This window comes from Allobosea sp. LjRoot90 (assembly GCF_964254315.1).
GTDB lineage: Bacteria > Pseudomonadota > Alphaproteobacteria > Rhizobiales > Beijerinckiaceae > Allobosea.
On the sequence record NZ_CAXUTF020000002.1, the window covers coordinates 13709 to 29473 of the forward strand.

Annotated in this window: 22 protein-coding genes; 12 read left to right on the forward strand and 10 right to left on the reverse strand. The window is 67.0% G+C overall.

The window, feature by feature from the left end; genetic code table 11:
- Positions 1 to 33: 33 nt before the first annotated feature.
- Positions 34 to 1338, reverse strand: coding sequence for an NAD(P)H-dependent oxidoreductase (locus ACSQ3M_RS06765; protein ID WP_436149318.1), 1305 nt, complete (start codon positions 1336 to 1338; stop codon positions 34 to 36).
- A 170-nt stretch (positions 1339 to 1508) separates the two neighbouring features.
- Positions 1509 to 2483, reverse strand: coding sequence for a Bug family tripartite tricarboxylate transporter substrate binding protein (locus ACSQ3M_RS06770; protein WP_436149319.1), 975 nt, complete (start codon positions 2481 to 2483; stop codon positions 1509 to 1511).
- 201 nt (positions 2484 to 2684) lie between these two features.
- On the opposite strand from ACSQ3M_RS06770, the gene ACSQ3M_RS06775 reads away from it, so the two are divergent.
- Entirely contained in the window at positions 2685 to 3665 is a 981-nt protein-coding gene (locus tag ACSQ3M_RS06775; protein ID WP_436149320.1) for a hypothetical protein, read from the forward strand.
- A gap of 5 nt (positions 3666 to 3670) precedes the next feature.
- Here the strand turns inward: ACSQ3M_RS06775 and ACSQ3M_RS06780 are convergent, their stop codons facing one another.
- A complete protein-coding gene (locus ACSQ3M_RS06780; RefSeq protein WP_436149321.1) occupies positions 3671 to 4147 on the reverse strand; it encodes a YaiI/YqxD family protein in 477 nt (158 codons plus the stop codon).
- A gap of 126 nt (positions 4148 to 4273) precedes the next feature.
- Between ACSQ3M_RS06780 and ACSQ3M_RS06785 the strand changes: the two genes are divergently transcribed.
- The 5 genes from ACSQ3M_RS06785 to ACSQ3M_RS06805 all read left to right on the forward strand — a co-directional run bounded on the left by ACSQ3M_RS06785 (position 4274) and on the right by ACSQ3M_RS06805 (position 5480).
- On the forward strand, positions 4274 to 4459 hold the full coding sequence (locus ACSQ3M_RS06785; RefSeq protein WP_126113311.1) for a hypothetical protein: 186 nt from the start codon (positions 4274 to 4276) through the stop codon (positions 4457 to 4459).
- A 10-nt stretch (positions 4460 to 4469) separates the two neighbouring features.
- Positions 4470 to 4700, forward strand: coding sequence for a hypothetical protein (locus ACSQ3M_RS06790; protein ID WP_126113312.1), 231 nt, complete (start codon positions 4470 to 4472; stop codon positions 4698 to 4700).
- On the forward strand, positions 4681 to 5010 hold the full coding sequence (locus ACSQ3M_RS06795) for a hypothetical protein (RefSeq protein WP_436149322.1): 330 nt from the start codon (positions 4681 to 4683) through the stop codon (positions 5008 to 5010). Before ACSQ3M_RS06790 ends, ACSQ3M_RS06795 begins: the two co-directional genes overlap by 20 nt.
- A gap of 141 nt (positions 5011 to 5151) precedes the next feature.
- Positions 5152 to 5283 carry a hypothetical protein gene (locus ACSQ3M_RS06800; RefSeq protein ID WP_257791810.1) on the forward strand — a complete coding sequence of 44 codons (132 nt, stop codon included), beginning with the start codon at positions 5152 to 5154 and terminating at the stop codon, positions 5281 to 5283.
- Positions 5280 to 5480 (forward strand): hypothetical protein, encoded by a 201-nt coding sequence (locus ACSQ3M_RS06805; RefSeq protein ID WP_436149323.1) that lies wholly within the window; start codon positions 5280 to 5282, stop codon positions 5478 to 5480. The genes ACSQ3M_RS06800 and ACSQ3M_RS06805 overlap by 4 nt, the downstream gene beginning before the upstream one ends.
- Before the next feature lie 18 nt (positions 5481 to 5498).
- Here the strand turns inward: ACSQ3M_RS06805 and ACSQ3M_RS06810 are convergent, their stop codons facing one another.
- Positions 5499 to 6314 (reverse strand): transglutaminase-like domain-containing protein, encoded by an 816-nt coding sequence (locus ACSQ3M_RS06810; RefSeq protein WP_436149324.1) that lies wholly within the window; start codon positions 6312 to 6314, stop codon positions 5499 to 5501.
- Positions 6315 to 6578: 264 nt separating this feature from the next.
- Here ACSQ3M_RS06810 and ACSQ3M_RS06815 point away from each other — a divergent pair, with 264 nt between their 5' ends.
- From ACSQ3M_RS06815 to ACSQ3M_RS06825, 3 genes are all read left to right on the forward strand, one after another.
- The gene (locus ACSQ3M_RS06815) at positions 6579 to 7781 is read left to right on the forward strand and encodes a pyridoxal phosphate-dependent aminotransferase (protein ID WP_436149325.1); all 1203 of its coding nucleotides are present in this window, start codon (positions 6579 to 6581) and stop codon (positions 7779 to 7781) included.
- 17 nt (positions 7782 to 7798) lie between these two features.
- Entirely contained in the window at positions 7799 to 8398 is a 600-nt protein-coding gene (locus ACSQ3M_RS06820) for a sugar O-acetyltransferase (RefSeq protein ID WP_436149326.1), read from the forward strand.
- Positions 8399 to 8469: 71 nt separating this feature from the next.
- A complete protein-coding gene (locus ACSQ3M_RS06825; RefSeq protein WP_436149327.1) occupies positions 8470 to 8889 on the forward strand; it encodes a rhodanese-like domain-containing protein in 420 nt (139 codons plus the stop codon).
- A gap of 102 nt (positions 8890 to 8991) precedes the next feature.
- Here ACSQ3M_RS06825 and trmD read toward each other — a convergent pair whose 3' ends face one another.
- The 5 genes from trmD to ffh all read right to left on the reverse strand — a co-directional run bounded on the left by trmD (position 8992) and on the right by ffh (position 13229).
- Positions 8992 to 9711 (reverse strand): tRNA (guanosine(37)-N1)-methyltransferase TrmD, encoded by a 720-nt coding sequence (trmD, locus tag ACSQ3M_RS06830; protein WP_436149328.1) that lies wholly within the window; start codon positions 9709 to 9711, stop codon positions 8992 to 8994.
- A 206-nt stretch (positions 9712 to 9917) separates the two neighbouring features.
- A complete protein-coding gene (locus ACSQ3M_RS06835; protein ID WP_436149329.1) occupies positions 9918 to 10595 on the reverse strand; it encodes an HAD family hydrolase in 678 nt (225 codons plus the stop codon).
- A complete protein-coding gene (rimM, locus tag ACSQ3M_RS06840; RefSeq protein ID WP_436149330.1) occupies positions 10579 to 11100 on the reverse strand; it encodes a ribosome maturation factor RimM in 522 nt (173 codons plus the stop codon). The genes ACSQ3M_RS06835 and rimM overlap by 17 nt, the downstream gene beginning before the upstream one ends.
- Before the next feature lie 160 nt (positions 11101 to 11260).
- A complete protein-coding gene (gene rpsP, locus ACSQ3M_RS06845; RefSeq protein ID WP_436149331.1) occupies positions 11261 to 11623 on the reverse strand; it encodes a 30S ribosomal protein S16 in 363 nt (120 codons plus the stop codon).
- Positions 11624 to 11654: 31 nt separating this feature from the next.
- Positions 11655 to 13229, reverse strand: a complete 1575-nt coding sequence (ffh, locus tag ACSQ3M_RS06850; protein ID WP_436149332.1) for a signal recognition particle protein — start codon at positions 13227 to 13229, stop codon at positions 11655 to 11657.
- A gap of 327 nt (positions 13230 to 13556) precedes the next feature.
- Here ffh and ACSQ3M_RS06855 point away from each other — a divergent pair, with 327 nt between their 5' ends.
- Entirely contained in the window at positions 13557 to 13970 is a 414-nt protein-coding gene (locus ACSQ3M_RS06855) for a hypothetical protein (protein ID WP_436149333.1), read from the forward strand.
- Here ACSQ3M_RS06855 and ACSQ3M_RS06860 read toward each other — a convergent pair.
- Positions 13967 to 14350 carry a YybH family protein gene (locus ACSQ3M_RS06860; RefSeq protein ID WP_436149334.1) on the reverse strand — a complete coding sequence of 128 codons (384 nt, stop codon included), beginning with the start codon at positions 14348 to 14350 and terminating at the stop codon, positions 13967 to 13969. The two genes, ACSQ3M_RS06855 and ACSQ3M_RS06860, sit on opposite strands and share 4 nt — an antisense overlap.
- Before the next feature lie 102 nt (positions 14351 to 14452).
- Here ACSQ3M_RS06860 and ACSQ3M_RS06865 point away from each other — a divergent pair, with 102 nt between their 5' ends.
- Both ACSQ3M_RS06865 and ACSQ3M_RS06870 read left to right on the forward strand, forming a co-directional pair.
- Positions 14453 to 15034 carry a CAP domain-containing protein gene (locus tag ACSQ3M_RS06865; protein WP_436149335.1) on the forward strand — a complete coding sequence of 194 codons (582 nt, stop codon included), beginning with the start codon at positions 14453 to 14455 and terminating at the stop codon, positions 15032 to 15034.
- Positions 15035 to 15129: 95 nt separating this feature from the next.
- Positions 15130 to 15756, forward strand: a complete 627-nt coding sequence (locus ACSQ3M_RS06870; protein WP_284168711.1) for a LysE family translocator — start codon at positions 15130 to 15132, stop codon at positions 15754 to 15756.
- Positions 15757 to 15765 lie beyond the last annotated feature (9 nt).

Consider the following 15765-nt stretch of genomic DNA (forward strand, 5'->3'; position numbering starts at 1 on the left):
CCGGGGCGTCCCGTTCAAAGAAGAATGCACGATTCAGGCGCCGGTTGCTTCGAGCTCACGCCGAAGTGAGACGATCGGCGAGGTTTCGTCGAGCGCGACATCGGCGCTGGTGACCACGGCGCCGGCCGGAACATCCCGCTTCAAGGTCACGCCATGGGCGAGCCCGATCGGCAGCGCCTTCGCCGCACGGCTTGCCGCGGCCGGCATCAGTCTGCCGTAGACGGTGTAGCCGCCCTCCCCGTCCAGCATCTCGCCGGCCTTGAGATCGCGCTTGGCGGTCGCGACCGCATCGCCGCGCCAGCTCCGCGTCGCGCCGGTCGGCTCGCCGCGCAGCGCCGCGTTCAGCACCGAGATCGAGAGTTCGAGCCCGATCAGGTGGAAGGGCTTGTACATCGCCGCGTAGAGGCCGGTGGAATCGGTCGGCAAGCCGTACTGCTTGAAGCAGGCGGCGGCGTAGGGGTTCGGCGCCTTGAGCAGGACATAGACGCCCCAGCGCAGGTCGCGGAAGACGGGCCGCCCGTCGCGCTCCAGCGAGGAGACGACCTCGACCATGCCGTCACGTTCGAGCTGGCCGCCGGCCGACTTCGGCCGCAGGACATGAGCGAGATCGTCGACGCCGCAGGGCGGGAAGGCAAGGCCATCAGCCGGCACATCGAGCCCGCAGGCATTGGCGATCGCCGCCATCTCGATCGCCGATTTGGTGCCGTCGAGAAAGGAGTTGAACATTTGCGGGTTCATCCCCGCGGCCTTCGCCGCCTCCGGCGTCAGCCCGTAATGGCTCCAGACCTCATCCGGCGTAACGCGGTGATAGGCCGGCAGGTATTTGGTGCCCTTGCCGGCAGCCGCGACGGTGAAGCCCGCCGCGCGGGCCCAGTCGACCATCTCGGAAACGAGCGCCGGCTGGTCGCCATAGGCCATCGAATAGACCACGCCCGCCGCCTTGGCCCTCGCCGCCAGCACCGGGCCGACCAGCACGTCGGCCTCGACATTGACCATGACGACGTGGCGCCTGGCCGCGATCGCGGCGAGCGCATGGCGAGCTCCGGCGGCCGGGTGTCCCGTCGCCTCGATCACCACCTCGATACCGTCCATCTCGGCTACTGCGACGCCGCTGTCGACGAAGCGGGTAGCGGCGATGCGGGCCTCGTCCCAGCCGACGGTGCGGCAGGCCTGGCGCGCGCGCTCGGGGTCGAGATCGGCGATGGCCGCGACCTCCAGCCCCTCGATATGCGGGACCTGCGCCAGGAACATCGAGCCGAACTTGCCCGCGCCGATCAAGGCGCAGCGGACGGGCCGGCCGGCCTCGCGGCGGGCTGCGAGCTTGGGCATGAGGTTCATGGGCAGGCTCCGTTAGCGTCGATCCTGTCGGGCACGCCCTACCCGTCATGCTCGCCCTTATGGCGAGCATCCACGTCTTGAACTCAGGTCTCAACCAGCGAAGACGTGGATGGCCGGGACAAGCCCGACCATGACGAAGGAGGCCGGCGTGAAGCGGCGCTCTTCAGCGATCACTCCGGCTTGACGCCGGCCTCCTTGATGATCTTCTCCCAGGTCGCGATTTCCTGCTGGTGATAGGGCTTGAACGCGGCGGGATCGCGGACCTTGAGGGTGAAACCGAGCTTGAGGATCTGCTCGGTCACAGTCGGCTTGGCGATCGAAGCCAGCACGGCCTTCGACAGCGCCTCCAGGATCGGTGCCGGTGTCGCCGCCGGAGCGAAGAAGGCGGCCCAGCTATCGGCGTCGGCATCCGTCACGCCCTGCTCGCGCAGCGTCGGGATGTCCTTGGCGCGCGGATTGCGCTCGGGGCTCGCCAGCGCGATCGCCCGCAGATTGCCGGCGGTAATCTGCTCAAGCACGGACGGCAGCGTCGAATTGGCGATGTCGATGCGCCCGCCGATGATCTCCTGCACCAGCGGCGCGGCGCCCCTGAAGGGCACATGCGTCATCTTGATGCCGGTGCGCTGCATGAACAGCTCCATGGCGAGATGCGAGCCGGAGCCGACGCCGGTCGAGCCGTAATTGAGCTTGCCGGGATCGGCCTTGGCGAGCGCGACCAGCTCCTTGATGCTCTTGGCCGGCAGGTCGTTGCGGACGACAAAGGCGTGCTCGAAGGCGCCGACGCCGGCAATCGGCGCGAAATCCTTGACCGCGTCGTAGCCGGGATCCTTCAGCAGGAACATATTGTTCCCGTGCGTCTGGTTGTTGCCGAAGATGAAGGTGTGCCCGTCGGCGGCGCCATGCGCGACGGCGCGGGTGCCGACCGCGCCCGAGGCGCCCGCACGATTATCGACGACGACGCCCTGGCCGATCAAGCCCGACAGGTCCTGGGCGACAAAGCGCGCGATCGCGTCGGTCGGACCGCCCGCCGGGTAAGGCACGACCAGGGTGATCGTCTTCGACGGATAGCTCTGCGCCCGGACGATGGCCGGAGCGAAGACGGCGCCGGCAACAAGGCCGAGCGTGGAACGGCGGGTCAGCGACATGAATTTCCTCCCGGCAACCCGATTGAGACACGGGCTTTCGCGGCAGGATTACGGGCAACGTCCCAATTCGTCCAGCCGCCCGCGGCTTACCATACGCACAGCTTGGCGATGTTGCATCGCTGCTGCTACGCTGGCGCGGATAGCCGTGCCTCGAGCGAGAATTTTTCCGCTCCAATCTGCTCCCAACGTGCAGGTGACCAAATGGCGATCCGGCCCTTCATCCTCGAGCCAAACTATGACTCGTTTTTCGACCGCGCACGAACCGGGCAACCTGCGCAGCTTCGCATCAGGTTGAAAGTGACGCTTGTCCCGCTCGATCCCTCCACAGCGTGGGCAAGAAGCTCCCATACCGCCAAAGTTCCGGGATCGCGTCCGGGGCCGCTCCCCCCGTCTCACCTGGCCGCGAGCGAGGCCGATTTCAAACGCGGCAGTGTCGTTGACGCCAGCGGCCAACCCGTCCCCTGCCGCAGCTGGCTCGTCAGCGAATGGCAGAATTTCACCCGGCGCTTCAAAAGCATCGTCGAGACCGTCTGGAACAACCAAATGGTGTTCCTCCCGACCGAAAGCGGAGACAGCTTGAGTGACGCCGACTTCCGGCAATTGATCGGCAATCCAAGAGTGCCGGCGCATGTCGCCGGTGTGCTCGAAATCGATTTGCAGCCAAGCGGTGCAGATAGCCACGCCATCATCGAAGTCGCGCATTTGGCTAATCCAGGCGCGACCTTCCGAGACCGGATGACCCGCATCACGGATGAAAGCGTCCAGTACGGAGAGCACAACTTCACTGCAGGCCGGGCACGTGGGATCGGTGGAAAAACCGGTCAATTCGCTGCCGCGCACGAGGTCGGCCACTGGCTCCGCAATCCCGGATCGAAAGTGTTTGACCACATTGATCGGTCCTATGCGCTCACCCTCCCCAGGGCCCAGCAAGACAACGCGCAATATGGCCGGACGCTCGGACGATACTATTCGATCATGGGCGGCGGGACCGTCGTGACGGAACATGACGCCACGCCATGGATTTCGCGCCTGCGCCGGCAGACGCCTATGAAGCTCGGCTGGATGTATGTGCACAGGATCGACTTCCGCCGCAGCCTGGGCGACGTGTCCGCGCGTCAGAAGCGGCTGCTGCTGGCTGCTGGATTCCTGCCCAAGATTGTTCAACCGGGGCAAATTCCCTAGCTAAGCTAGGCGGAGAACCCTGCCCGCTTCAGGCGCTGCACCGCGACGTCGAGCGCCTGCAGAAAGGCCGAGCGGTCCTTAGGTGAGAACGGCTTTGGGCCACCGCTGACACTGCCCATGGCGCGCAGATCCTCCATCATGTCGCGCGTCGCCAGCGCCATGCCGATCGAGGCCTCGGTGAAGGGCTTTCCGGTCGAGCCAATCACGTCCGCCCCGGCCTTGATGCAGCGATCGGCGAGCGGGATATCGGCGGTGATGACGATCGCGCCGCGGCGGGCCCGTTCGGCGATCCAGTCATCGGCGGCATCGAAATTGCCGGGCACGACGACGCGCTCGATCCAGGGCTCGCGGGGCACCTGCATGAAGCTGTTGGCGACGACGAAGACCCTGAGCCTGTGCCGTTCGGCGACGCGATAGATCTCCGGCTTCACCGGGCAGGCGTCGGCGTCGATATAGATCGCGATCGTGGCGGGAGCATCCATGGCGCCCGCATCGCAGCCGGAAGGGCGCTACGCAAGCCTTTATGCCGGCCTTATGCGCCAGAACACCTTCCGCATGGCGGCCTTATCGGGGCCAGACCTACATCATCGGCATCGATGGAGGTCGATATGTCGATGAACAACGCCTTGTTTCGCACCACCCAGCAGCGCCGCGCCCGCGCCGTCTATGACAGCGTCGCCAGCCGCCGCCCGGTCGTTGGAATCCTTTGTGCCGAGATGGTCGCGCTCGCCGTGTTCGCACTGGCAGCCGCAGCCTTCATCGGCCTGCGCGCTTGGTTCGCCTTGCCGAACTGAGAGCGCCGACATGGGACAATCCAAGCCGCTACAGCCGCTCAACGGCGAGAGCCACCTCTTCCTGGTCGGCCAGTCGAGCCACGGCTTTTGGGTCGCACGCGACCTCGAAGGCCGCAGCGAAGGCATCTTCCGCAATCAGAAGGAAGCCGTCCGCTTCGCCCTGTCCGAGGGCGGCCACCCCAATGCCGTGCTGATCTCGCCGAACGAGGTCGAGCCAAGCTATGGCCTGGGCATCCATTGACGGGATGCAAGCAGCCGACAAGGCGAGCCGCGCTCTCGACAGGGCGCTGCTCGCCATCTTCCTTGAGGCAGCCGGTGCGCTGATCGACCAGCTTGTCGACGCCGGAATAACCGACCCGGCAGATATCGCCCGCCGCCTCAACCGCCGTGGCTTTCCCTGCTTTGGCCGGCCGCGCTGGGGCGCCGGCGCGGTCAGTATGGTCAGGCGCCGGCGGGCGCTCCGCGACAGCGCTGATGAAGCGCTACCGCGCGAAGAAAGCGCGTGCTCTCGCCGCGACTCTGCCCTAGGCTTCGCACCTGCTTCGACTTGACGGCTCGATTCCCGCGGGCCGTCCGTGGCAGCCGGAAGCCGGCCGCAATGACGTAAGTTCGCAGCCGTCCCGACCAGCGCAGGTTCAAGCCGCCTCGATCCGAATGGCGGCGCCTGTTGTTCCCACCGAAGGAGACGAGCCATGGCAAAAGGCGAGCAGCGCAGCAATCGCGAGGCCAAGAAGCCGAAGAAGGACAAGCCGAAGGCGAGCGCGACCCCTCCGGCAGGCTTCTCCGCGGTCGTCGCCAAGGCGGCGGCACCGAAGAAGAAATGATCCGTTTCCGCACGATCGATCCGGCCCAGCCCGAGAAGCCAGCCCCGCAGCCGGCTCTCGTGCAGGCTGTCGCGGCCTTACCGGCAGAACTGGTGCCGGAGGGCGCGAGCGTCGCTCCGGCAGCCCGCAAGGGTCTGGTCCGCAAGGCACCGCTGCGGGCGAAGGCGGCCAAGACCGCCCCGCTCTTCGAGAAGTAAGGTCCCCGCCAACCAGCCTTAAGCCGGCTCACTGACCTCATCTGTCCAGACCCTGAAGCCAGTCAGCGTGTTCGGTCCGAAGGTGGTGGCGATCGCAACATCGGCGGCATCGCGCCCGCGTGCGAGCAGCACCCGGCCGATGCGCGGGACATTGTTGCGCGGATCGAACATCTGCCAGCCGCCATCCAGGAAAGCCTCGAACGAGGCGGCGAAATCGCCCGGCGGCCAGGGCGGCGGCGTGCCGACATCGCCGAGATAGCAGGTGCAGTAGCGCGCCGGGATGTTCATCGCCCGACAGAAGGCGATGGCGAGATGGGCATAGTCGCGGCAGACGCCGCGCCCTTCGCGATAGGCCTCGGAGGCGCTGCGGGTCACGCTGGCGTCCATATAGTCGAAGGCGATGCGCTGGTTGACGAAGTCGCAGATCGCCTGCACCCGCGCCGCGCCCGGCGGCGTATGGCCGAAGAGCTCCCAGGCGAGATTGAGCAGGCGATCGGAATCGCAGAAGCGGCTGGCGAGCAGGAAGACCAGGCACTCTTCCGGCAGGCGCTCCACCGGCACCTGCCCGGCCGTGCGGTCGAACGTCTCGGGCAGGCCGCTATCGCTGATCACCGCGTCGGCGGAGATGCGCATCGTGCCCTGCGGCGCCACCAGGCGGCTGCACCAGTTGCCGAAGCCATCGCGATAGGCGGTGACCGGTGTCGGCGGCTGGATGCGCATATGGTCCGGCGCCGCAAGGTCGGAAACCCGGCTGAAATGCACGTGCAGCATCAGGATCATCGGGGTCGGCTGTGGAAAGACGTAGTCGAGCTCGTAGCCGATCCGGAGTTTCATGCACGAGCCTTCTGCGCGTCAGCGCGCTGTTGTCTTTCGGCTCCCCAGCTTCCTCCATCAAGCATGTTTCAGGCCAAGGCGATATGGCTCCTGCCTCCTGCCGGGGATATGCCGTTCTCTCCGCAAGGCCGCCGGCATACCCAGCTGCCATTCCTGTCGTTTCTGGCCGATATCAAGCACTGTCGCTTGCAGTGCATGCGCGAGGGTCCTAAACCACGCCCGCGCCCGTGACGGGCGCCTCTTGCCCTCCCGGAGATCTGGACCATGGCTTTCCTTGCCGACGCCCTGAAGCGCGTGAAGCCGTCTGCGACCATCACCATCACGCAGAAGGCGCGCGATCTGAAAGCGCAGGGCAAGGACGTGATCTCGCTCTCGGTCGGCGAGCCCGATTTCGATACGCCAGACAATATCAAGGAAGCGGCGATCGCCGCCATCCGCCGCGGCGAGACCAAGTACACGCCGGTCCCCGGCATCCCGCAGCTGCGCGAGGCGATCACCCGCAAGCTCAAGCGCGAGAACGGGCTCGACTACAAGGCCTCGCAGACCATCGTCGGCACCGGCGGCAAGCACGTCATCTACAACGCGCTCCTCGCCACGCTGAACCCGGGCGACGAGGTGATCTGCGTCGCGCCCTATTGGGTCAGCTATCCCGAGATGGTCGCGCTCTGCGGCGGTACCCCGACCTTCTGCGAAGCCACCATCCAGAACAACTTCAAGCTCCAGCCGGCCGACCTCGAGGCCGCGATCACGCCAAAGACCAAGTGGCTGATCCTGAATTCGCCCTCGAACCCGTCGGGCGCGGCCTACACCCATGCCGAGATGAAGGCGCTCACCGATGTGCTGATGCGCCATCCGCATGTCTGGATTCTGACCGACGACATGTACGAGCACCTGGTCTATGGCGACTTCAAATTCGTCACCCCGGCGCAGGTCGAACCCGGCCTCTACGAGCGCACGCTGACCATGAACGGCGTCTCGAAGTCCTACGCCATGACCGGCTGGCGCATCGGCTACGCTGCCGGCCCGCAGCACCTGATCAACGCCATGGACCTGGTCCAGGGCCAGCAGACCTCGGGAACCTCGGCGATCTCGCAATGGGCGGCGGTCGAGGCGCTCGACGGCACGCAGGAGCACATCCCGGTGTTCAGGAAGGCGTTCGAGCGCCGGCGCGACCTCGTCGTCTCGATGCTGAACCAGACCCGCGGCCTGAAGTGCCCGACGCCGGAAGGCGCCTTCTACGTCTATCCGGACTGCTCGGAGCTGATCGGCAAGACGCTGCCGAACGGCAAGACCATCGAGACCGACGAAGACCTGGTCATGGGCCTGCTTGAGAACGAGGCCGTCGCCGCCGTGCACGGCTCCGCCTTCGGCCTCGGCCCGAATTTCCGCATCTCCTACGCCACTTCGGACGAGAAGCTGGAAGAGGCCTGCCGCCGTATCCAGCGCTTCTGCGCCGAGCTGCGCTGAGACGAGCCCGGGGCGCAATGACTCTCGAGGACCAGCGCGCTCTGATGCTGTCTGGGCGGATATATGACGATCTCACGCCCGAGCTGATCGCAGCCCGGGCGCGGGCCGTCGGCCTGACCGACGCCTACAACCGCAGCTTCGGCCAGCCGCAGGCGGAGCGCGAGGCGCTGCTGCGGGCCTTCCTGCGCAATGTCGGTCCCGGCGCGTATTTCGAGCCGAATTTCCGTTGCGAGCTCGGTTTCAACATCAGCATCGGCCGCAATTTTTACGCCAATTTCGACTGCGTCATGCTGGATGGCGCCGAGATCAATATCGGCGATCACGTCCTGCTCGGGCCGCGCGTCGGCATCTATACGGCGAACCACGCCTTCGACCCGGCCGAGCGGGTGGCGGGTGGCTGCTATGTCAAGCCCGTGACGATCGGCAACCGGGTCTGGGTCGGTGGCGGCGTCCAGATCACGCAGGGCGTCAGCATCGGTGACGATGCGATCATCGGCGCCGGCAGCGTCGTGACCCGCGACATTCCGGCGGGCGTGATTGCTGCTGGCGTCCCCTGCAAGGTGCTGCGCGAGATCACCGAGGCGGACAAGACCGGGTTTCGCTCAACCCGTCCCTGAGCATGGCCGCAACTTGCCGCATCCGGGCTTCGTGAATTGCGCTCATGCCCACCTTTGGATAACGCTCCGGCATGAACCGCCGTGCGCTCCTGCTGCTCGCCGCACTCTGCTCGCTCCCGGGGCGCGCCGTGGCTCAGGCTGCCCTGCCCTCGCTCTCCGTCGGCGAGGCGCATGAGGCAGCCAAGGCCGGCAAGCTCGTGCTCGTCGATATCCGCACCCCCGAGGAATGGACCGATACCGGCGTGCCGGAAGGCGCGATCAAGCTCGACATGACCGGCAGCGCGTTCGAGGTCAGGCTGGCGGCGCTGAAGCTCGACTACCCCGGCAAGCCGATCGCGCTGATCTGCCGGACAGGCAACCGAACCTCGACCTTGCAGAAGAAGCTCGCGGCGCGCGGCTGGACGAATCTGGTCGACGTCCGCGGCGGCCTGCTCGGCAACCCCAAGGACAAGGGCTGGCTGGCCGAGGGTCTGCCGGTGACGCCACCCTGAATCCTTCTCCCCTCGGGGGAGAAGGTGTCTGCGAAGCAGACGGATGAGGGCAGTGCGGCCGGGTGAGGCGAGGACAGGCTGCGGCTATCCTTCCCTCATCCGTCAGCGCTTCGCGCTGCCACCTTCTCCCCCGAGGGGAGAAGGATTCAACAGATCCGGCCGGCGCTCCCGCGTAATCATCTCCGCCTGCTCGCGCCGCCAGCGGGCGATGCGGGCGTGGTCGCCGGAGAGCAGCGCCTCGGGCAGGCCCCTGCCCTCCCATTCGCGCGGGCGGGTGTAGTGCGGGTATTCGAGCAAGCCGTTCTCGAAGCTCTCCTCGGTGCCGGAGGCTTGCTTGCCCATCACGCCGGGGATCAGGCGCACGCAGGCGTCGAGCAGCACCATCCCCGCCATCTCGCCGCCTGAGAGGATGTAATCGCCGACCGAGACCTCGGTCAGCCCCCGGCCCTCGATGACGCGCTCGTCGACACCCTCGAAACGGCCGCAGACGATGACCACGCCCTCGCCGGCGACGAAATCCCGGACCATGCGTTGGCTGAGCGGTCGGCCGCGCGGCGACATCAACAGGCGCGGCCGGGTGTCGCCAGCCGGAACGGCCGCATCGATCGCCGCCGCCAGCACGTCGCAGCGCAGCACCATGCCGGCGCCGCCACCGGCCGGATTGTCGTCGACATTGCGGTGACGGCCGATGCCATGGTCGCGGATCTGGTGCGCCTCCAGCGCCCAGAGCCCGGTGCGCAAGCCCTCGCCCGCCAGCGAATGGCCGAGCGGACCGGGGAACATCTCGGGATAAAGGGTGAGGATGCTGGCGCGGAAGGTCATGCTTGCTGGATCGCCGTCAGTTCGATCTGTGGTCATCCCGGCCAGAGCCCTCGGGTCCGATCTTTGGTCGGCCCAAGGATAAACTCCGCGAAGAGCCGGGATCCATGCCTGAAGCTGCACGGAATAGCGTTCTGGCATGGATCCCGGATCGGCGCAGCTACGCTGCTTGTCCGGGATGACAAGCGCTTTGGTTTGGACGCGCAGATTTAGGCGAAGGCGAGTGCCGGATTGCCGTTCAGAGCGGCATAGTCGCTCACGCTGGCGATGACGTTGTCGAAGCTGGTGAAGGCTTCGGCCGGCAGCATGGTCAGCACCGCGACAGCGCGCATGCCGGCGCGCCGCGCCGCCTCGACGCCGTTCGGCGCATCCTCAAAGACGATGCAGTCGGCCGGCGCGATACCCATGCGCTCGGCCGCGGCGAGGAACATGTCGGGATGCGGCTTGCCGGGAAAACCCTGGCTCGGCGAAACGATGGTGGCGAAGCGCTCGCGCAGGGCAAGCGTGTCGAGGATCAGCGCGATGTTCGGCGGCGCCGCGGCGGTGCCGACCGCCATCGGCACGACATGGCTGCGGGCCCGATCGAGCAGATCGACAAGGCCGCCCAGCGGCGTGACGAGCGGGCCATAGGTCTCGCGGTAGAGCCCTTCCTTCTCCTCGGCGAGCCGGTCGAGCTCGGCCGCGTCGGCGCCGGGAAAATGCGGGCCGATGATGTCGGAGATCGCCATGCCGGCGGTGCGCGCCGAGAAGGTCGCGCGCTCGAAGGGCAGGCCGTATTTGCGGTACCAGACCTCCCAGGCATCGTCGTGGTAGCGCATATTGTCGACGATGGTCCCGTCCATGTCGAAGATCAGGGCCTTGGCCGGCGTCTCAGGCAGCATCGTCATCCTCGAACAATCCGGCCGGAGGCAGGGCCTCGATGCGCTTGGCCGCGATATCGATGCGTGGCGCATAGGCCTTGGTGAAGGGCATCAGCACCGAGCGGCCATCTGGCGTCTCGATGTCGATGAGGTCGCCGGCGCCATAGTTGGCGACGGCGGTGACTCTGCCGAGCATGGCACCGTCCGGCCCGATGATGGCGCAGCCGACGAGATCGGTCTGAAGGAACTCGTCCTCGTCCTCGGGCACCGGCAGGCGCGAACGCTCGATATGGAGCTTCACGCCGTTGAGGAGCTCGGCTCCCTCGCGGCTGGTCACGCCCTTGAGCCGGGCGACGACCACTTCCTTGGCGGGACGGGCGTCGGCGATCTCGAAGCGCCGGCCCTTCTCGTCGACGAGCGGGCCGTATTCGGCCAGCGCCATCGGATCGGCGGTGAAGGTCTTGATCCGGACCTCGCCGCGCACGCCATGCGGCGCGCCGATGATGCCGAGCAGGACGAGTTCGTCGCTCATCAGTGGCCCTTCCGGGACAGACCGTCAGACCGCGCGACGCTTCTCCAGTTCGTCATGCTCGCCCTTGTGGCGAGCATCCATGTCTCGAACACCGAATTGCATCGGGGAAGACGGGGATGGCCGGGACAAGCCCGACCATGACGGGAGAAGCTCACACAGCTCACTCAGCCGCAGCTTCAGCCGGGGCAGCGCTCTTGGCGGCCTTCTTCTCGGCGCGCTCCTTGGCCTTGTCGCCGGGAACGGCCTTGTCCGGGTTGTTGCGGGCCGGACGCTTCACCACGCCGGCGGCGTCGAGGAAGCGCAGCACGCGGTCAGTCGGCTGGGCGCCCTTGGCGATCCAGGCCTTGGCCTTCTCGAGGTCGAGCACGACGCGCTCCGGCGAATCCTTGGCCTTCATCGGGTCATAGGCGCCGATCTTCTCGATGAAGCGGCCATCGCGCGGCGCGCGGGCGTCGGCGACGACGATGCGATAGTACGGGCGCTTCTTGGCGCCACCACGGGTCAGGCGGATCTTGAGGGACATGGTCTTCTTCCTTTGGGTTGAGCGGTAAAAACTACTTCTTCTTGAACGGGTTGTTGCCGAGGCCAGGCAGGCCGCCCAGGCCCGGCAGCTTCGGCATCATGCCGGCGGGCGGGGTGACGCCCTTGGGCAGACCGGGGAAACCGCCCGGCGGCAGCGAGGACATGCCGCCGCCTGCGCCGAGCTGCTTCTGGAGTTCGGCGAGCTGCGCCGGATCCATCTTGGAGGGGTCGGGCATGCCGGCCGGCAGGCCGCCCATGCCGCCGCCGAGACCGAACATGCTGCCGAGCTTGCCGAGCATGCCGCCCTTCTGGCGGGCCATCTGCTTCATCATGTCCGCCATCTGGCGGTGCATCTTGAGCAGCTTGTTGATCGCCTCGGGCGAGGTGCCGGAACCGGCGGCGATGCGCTTCTTGCGGCTGTTCTTGAGCAGGTCGGGATTCCGGCGCTCAGCCGACGTCATCGAGTTGATGATCGCGATCTGCCGGGCGATGGCCTTGTCGTCCATCTTCGAGCTGGCGATCTGGTTCTTCATCTGGGCCATGCCGGGCAGCATGCCCATCAGCCCGCCGAGCCCGCCCATCTTCTCCATCTGCTGGAGCTGGGTGCGCAGGTCGCCAAGGTCGAAATTACCCTTGGCGAGGCGCTGCGCCAGTTCCTGCGCCTTGTCGGCGTCGACGGTCGCGGCAGCCTTCTCGACCAGGCCGACGATGTCGCCCATGCCGAGGATGCGGTTGGCGACGCGCGAGGGATGGAAGTCCTCGAGCGCATCGGTCTTCTCGCCGGTGCCGACGAGCTTGATCGGCTTGCCGGTGACGGCGCGCATCGAGAGCGCGGCGCCACCGCGGCCGTCGCCGTCCATACGGGTCAGCACGATGCCGGTCAGGCCGACGCGCTGGTCGAAGGCGCGGGCGGTGTTGACCGCGTCCTGGCCGGTCAGCGCGTCGGCGACGAGCAGGACTTCATGGGGATTGGTCGCCGCCTTGACCTCGGCGACCTCGGCCATCAGCACCTCGTCGAGCGTGACGCGGCCGGCGGTGTCGAGCATGACGACGTCATAGCCGCCGAGCTTGCCGGCCTCGATCGCGCGCCGCGCGATCTGCACGGCGCTCTGGCCGGCGACGATCGGCAGCGTCTCGACGCCGACCTGCTTGCCGAGGATGGCGAGTTGCTCCATCGCGGCCGGGCGGCGCGTATCGAGCGACGCCATCAGGACCTTCTTCTTGTCCCGATCGGTCAGGCGCTTGGCGATCTTCGCGGTCGACGTCGTCTTGCCCGAGCCTTGCAGACCCACCATCAGGATCGGCACCGGCGGCACGGCGTCGAAGGTGATGCCCTCGCCCTCGCCGCCGAGCGTATCGATCAAGACGTCGTTGACGATCTTGATGACCTGCTGGCCGGGGGTGACCGACTTCAGCACCTCGGCGCCGACGGCACGCTCGCGTACCTTGTCGGTGAAGGAGCGGACGACCTCGAGCGCGACGTCAGCCTCGAGCAGCGCGCGGCGGACCTCGCGCAGCGCGGCGTTGACGTCGTCCTCGGTCAGCGCGCCCCTGCGGGTCAGGCCCGAGAGGATGCCGGAAAGTCTGTCGCTCAGCGTGCCGAACATGCGGTCCTGCTTTGCCTGGCCTCAACAAGTGAGAGACGGATTCACTGATCAGGTTGAACCAACCCGATCAGATCCGGCTCTGGGACCGACATCACCCAAGCCATCCGCCAAACGGTTTCGCGCCCGAGGGCGCAGACGCGCTGTCGGGCGTTGACCTCCGGGCTCTCGACGGTTCCAGTGGAACGGCCCGGTCGGCGGATGAGGTTTCGGCGATGTCGGCGAAACGAATGGGCGCGTTAAAGCGGACAAATGCGGCGAAAGTCAAGCTGAAGCGCGCAACAGCCGTTCCGCCGGCTCTTCCGAGCCGACCCTTTCCATGGAGATGACATGAAGCTTCCGGTTCTCGCCGCCGCGCTGTTCGCGCTCGGCCTCACCCAGGCGCAGGCCCAGTCCTGCGAAGGCAATTTTGCCGTCGTCGGCACGCCGATGCTGACCGGCCTGACCTACAAGACCTGGGACATCGTGCCGAAGCGGGCTCCGGCGCGGGTGCTGAAGGATCTAGGCGCCGCCGTCTCGGCCGAAGGCTTCGCCGACATGCGCATCGACAATGCCACGAGCTCGGTCCTGGCCATCCAGGAAACTTCCGGCTCCGGCCGCCCGCAGACCCTGCGCATCACCGCGCGCAAGAGCGGCGGGGGCACGCGCGTCGATGCGGTTTTCGTCGTCCAACAGGGCCAGGTCGCGCCCGAGGCTTACGTGCGCGACGCGCTCTGCCGGGTGATCTCCGGCGCGCAGGGCTAGTCCTGCGTGGTCAGCAGATTGGCGTCGCGGGCAAGCCGCCAGCGCCCGTCCGCCTCCTTGCGCAGAATCGTCAGCGTGTAGCCCGAGCGGCGGATGGTTTTGCCGTCCGCCGCGGTCGCGGTCATGTCGATGTGATTGTGCAGCCAGGCATGGTCGCCGAGCACCTTGAGCTCGCGGATGTCGCTGCGACCCTCGATCGTCATGGCATCGAGCCCCTTTAGCGCAGCGGCGAAAGCCTCCTTGCCGAAGGGCTCGGCACCGGGAACCATGAAGACCACATCGTCGCTCATCAGGGCGAGCACAGTCGCGGCATCGCCGGCCTTCGTCGCCACCATCCAGGTCTCAACGAGATCGCGTATCGCCTGTTCGTCATCGCTCATGGGCTGGTCTCCCGTCCCGTCCTGCGATAATCGCGCCGCATTCCTCGCCTAGGGCCAGCCGCGCTTCGTCGGTGTGGCGCAGCAGAAGCCGGGATCGACGTGATGACAAGACATTCGGGCGCAGCCCTCCTGATCGCCCTGCTTCTGGCCGGCTGCGCCGGAACGCAGCGCGAAGCCGCGCCCCCAAGCGCCCGCAAGCAGGAGCGCCTCGCTGCCGTGAAGGCTGAGCCGGCCGAGGCGGTGCGCATCCTCAACGCCTATCGCGCCGGCAAGGGCCTCGGCCCCGTCCGACTCGATTCGACGCTGACCGCGATGGCCCAGCGCCAGTCCGACGCGATGGCCGCCAGCGACGATCTCTCCCATAGCGCCGCCGGCAGCTTCAATTCCCGCGTCAATGCCGCCGGCCTGGACACGGTGCGCGCCGCAGAGAATCTCGGCGCCGGCTACTACTCGACGCAAGAGGCCTTCGACGGCTGGAAGAAGTCCTCCGGCCATGAAGCCAACCTCTCCATGCCGCAGGCGACGCGCATCGGCATCGCCCTCGCCAAGAACGCGCAGACCCGCTATGGCGCGTGGTGGACGCTGGTGCTGGCGGGCGAACCGGAGAAGCGGCGGGAGATGTCGGCCGGGCCGCTCGTACCGATACGTGGCGGGACGACTTTCCGCTGGGGCCCGCCGCTCTAGAACGGCAAAAGGCGCCGCGACCGCCATCGAAAAATGCCTCTTTACAAGCGCCCCGGTCTGGTGATGGCTCTGGTTTTTAGCGGAGCCTCTACATCATGACCTTCGAAAGCTGGGCCGCCTTCGCCGCCGCCACCGCCATCCTCCTCGTCATCCCCGGCCCGACCATCCTGCTGGTGATCTCCTATGCGCTCGGCCAGGGCTGGCGCACCGCCTTCCCGATGGCGGTAGGCGTCGCGCTCGGCGACTTCACGGCGATGACCTTATCCATGCTCGGCGTCGGCGCGCTGCTCGCGACTTCGGCGACGATCTTCACCGCGCTGAAATGGGCCGGCGCGGCCTATCTGATCTATCTCGGCGTCAAGCTCTTCCGTGCCGGTGGCAGCCTCAACGCCGAGCCGCGCCAGGACGCGACCTCGGCGCTGAAGATGCTCGGCCATGCCTGGCTGGTGACGGCGCTGAACCCGAAGAGCATCACCTTCTTCGTCGCCTTCCTGCCGCAGTTCCTCGATGCCAAGGCCGATTTCTGGACGCAGATGCTGATCTTCGAGGCGACCTTCATCACCCTCGCCTTCGCCAACGCCTTCGGCTACGCACTGATCGCCTCGCGTGCCCGCGCCGTCGTCGGCAATCCGCGCGCCATCGGCCTGTTCAACAAGGCCGGCGGCACGCTGCTGGTCGGCGCCGGCATCGCAACGGTCGCGATGCGCTCGGGCAGTAACTGACGCCCCCGT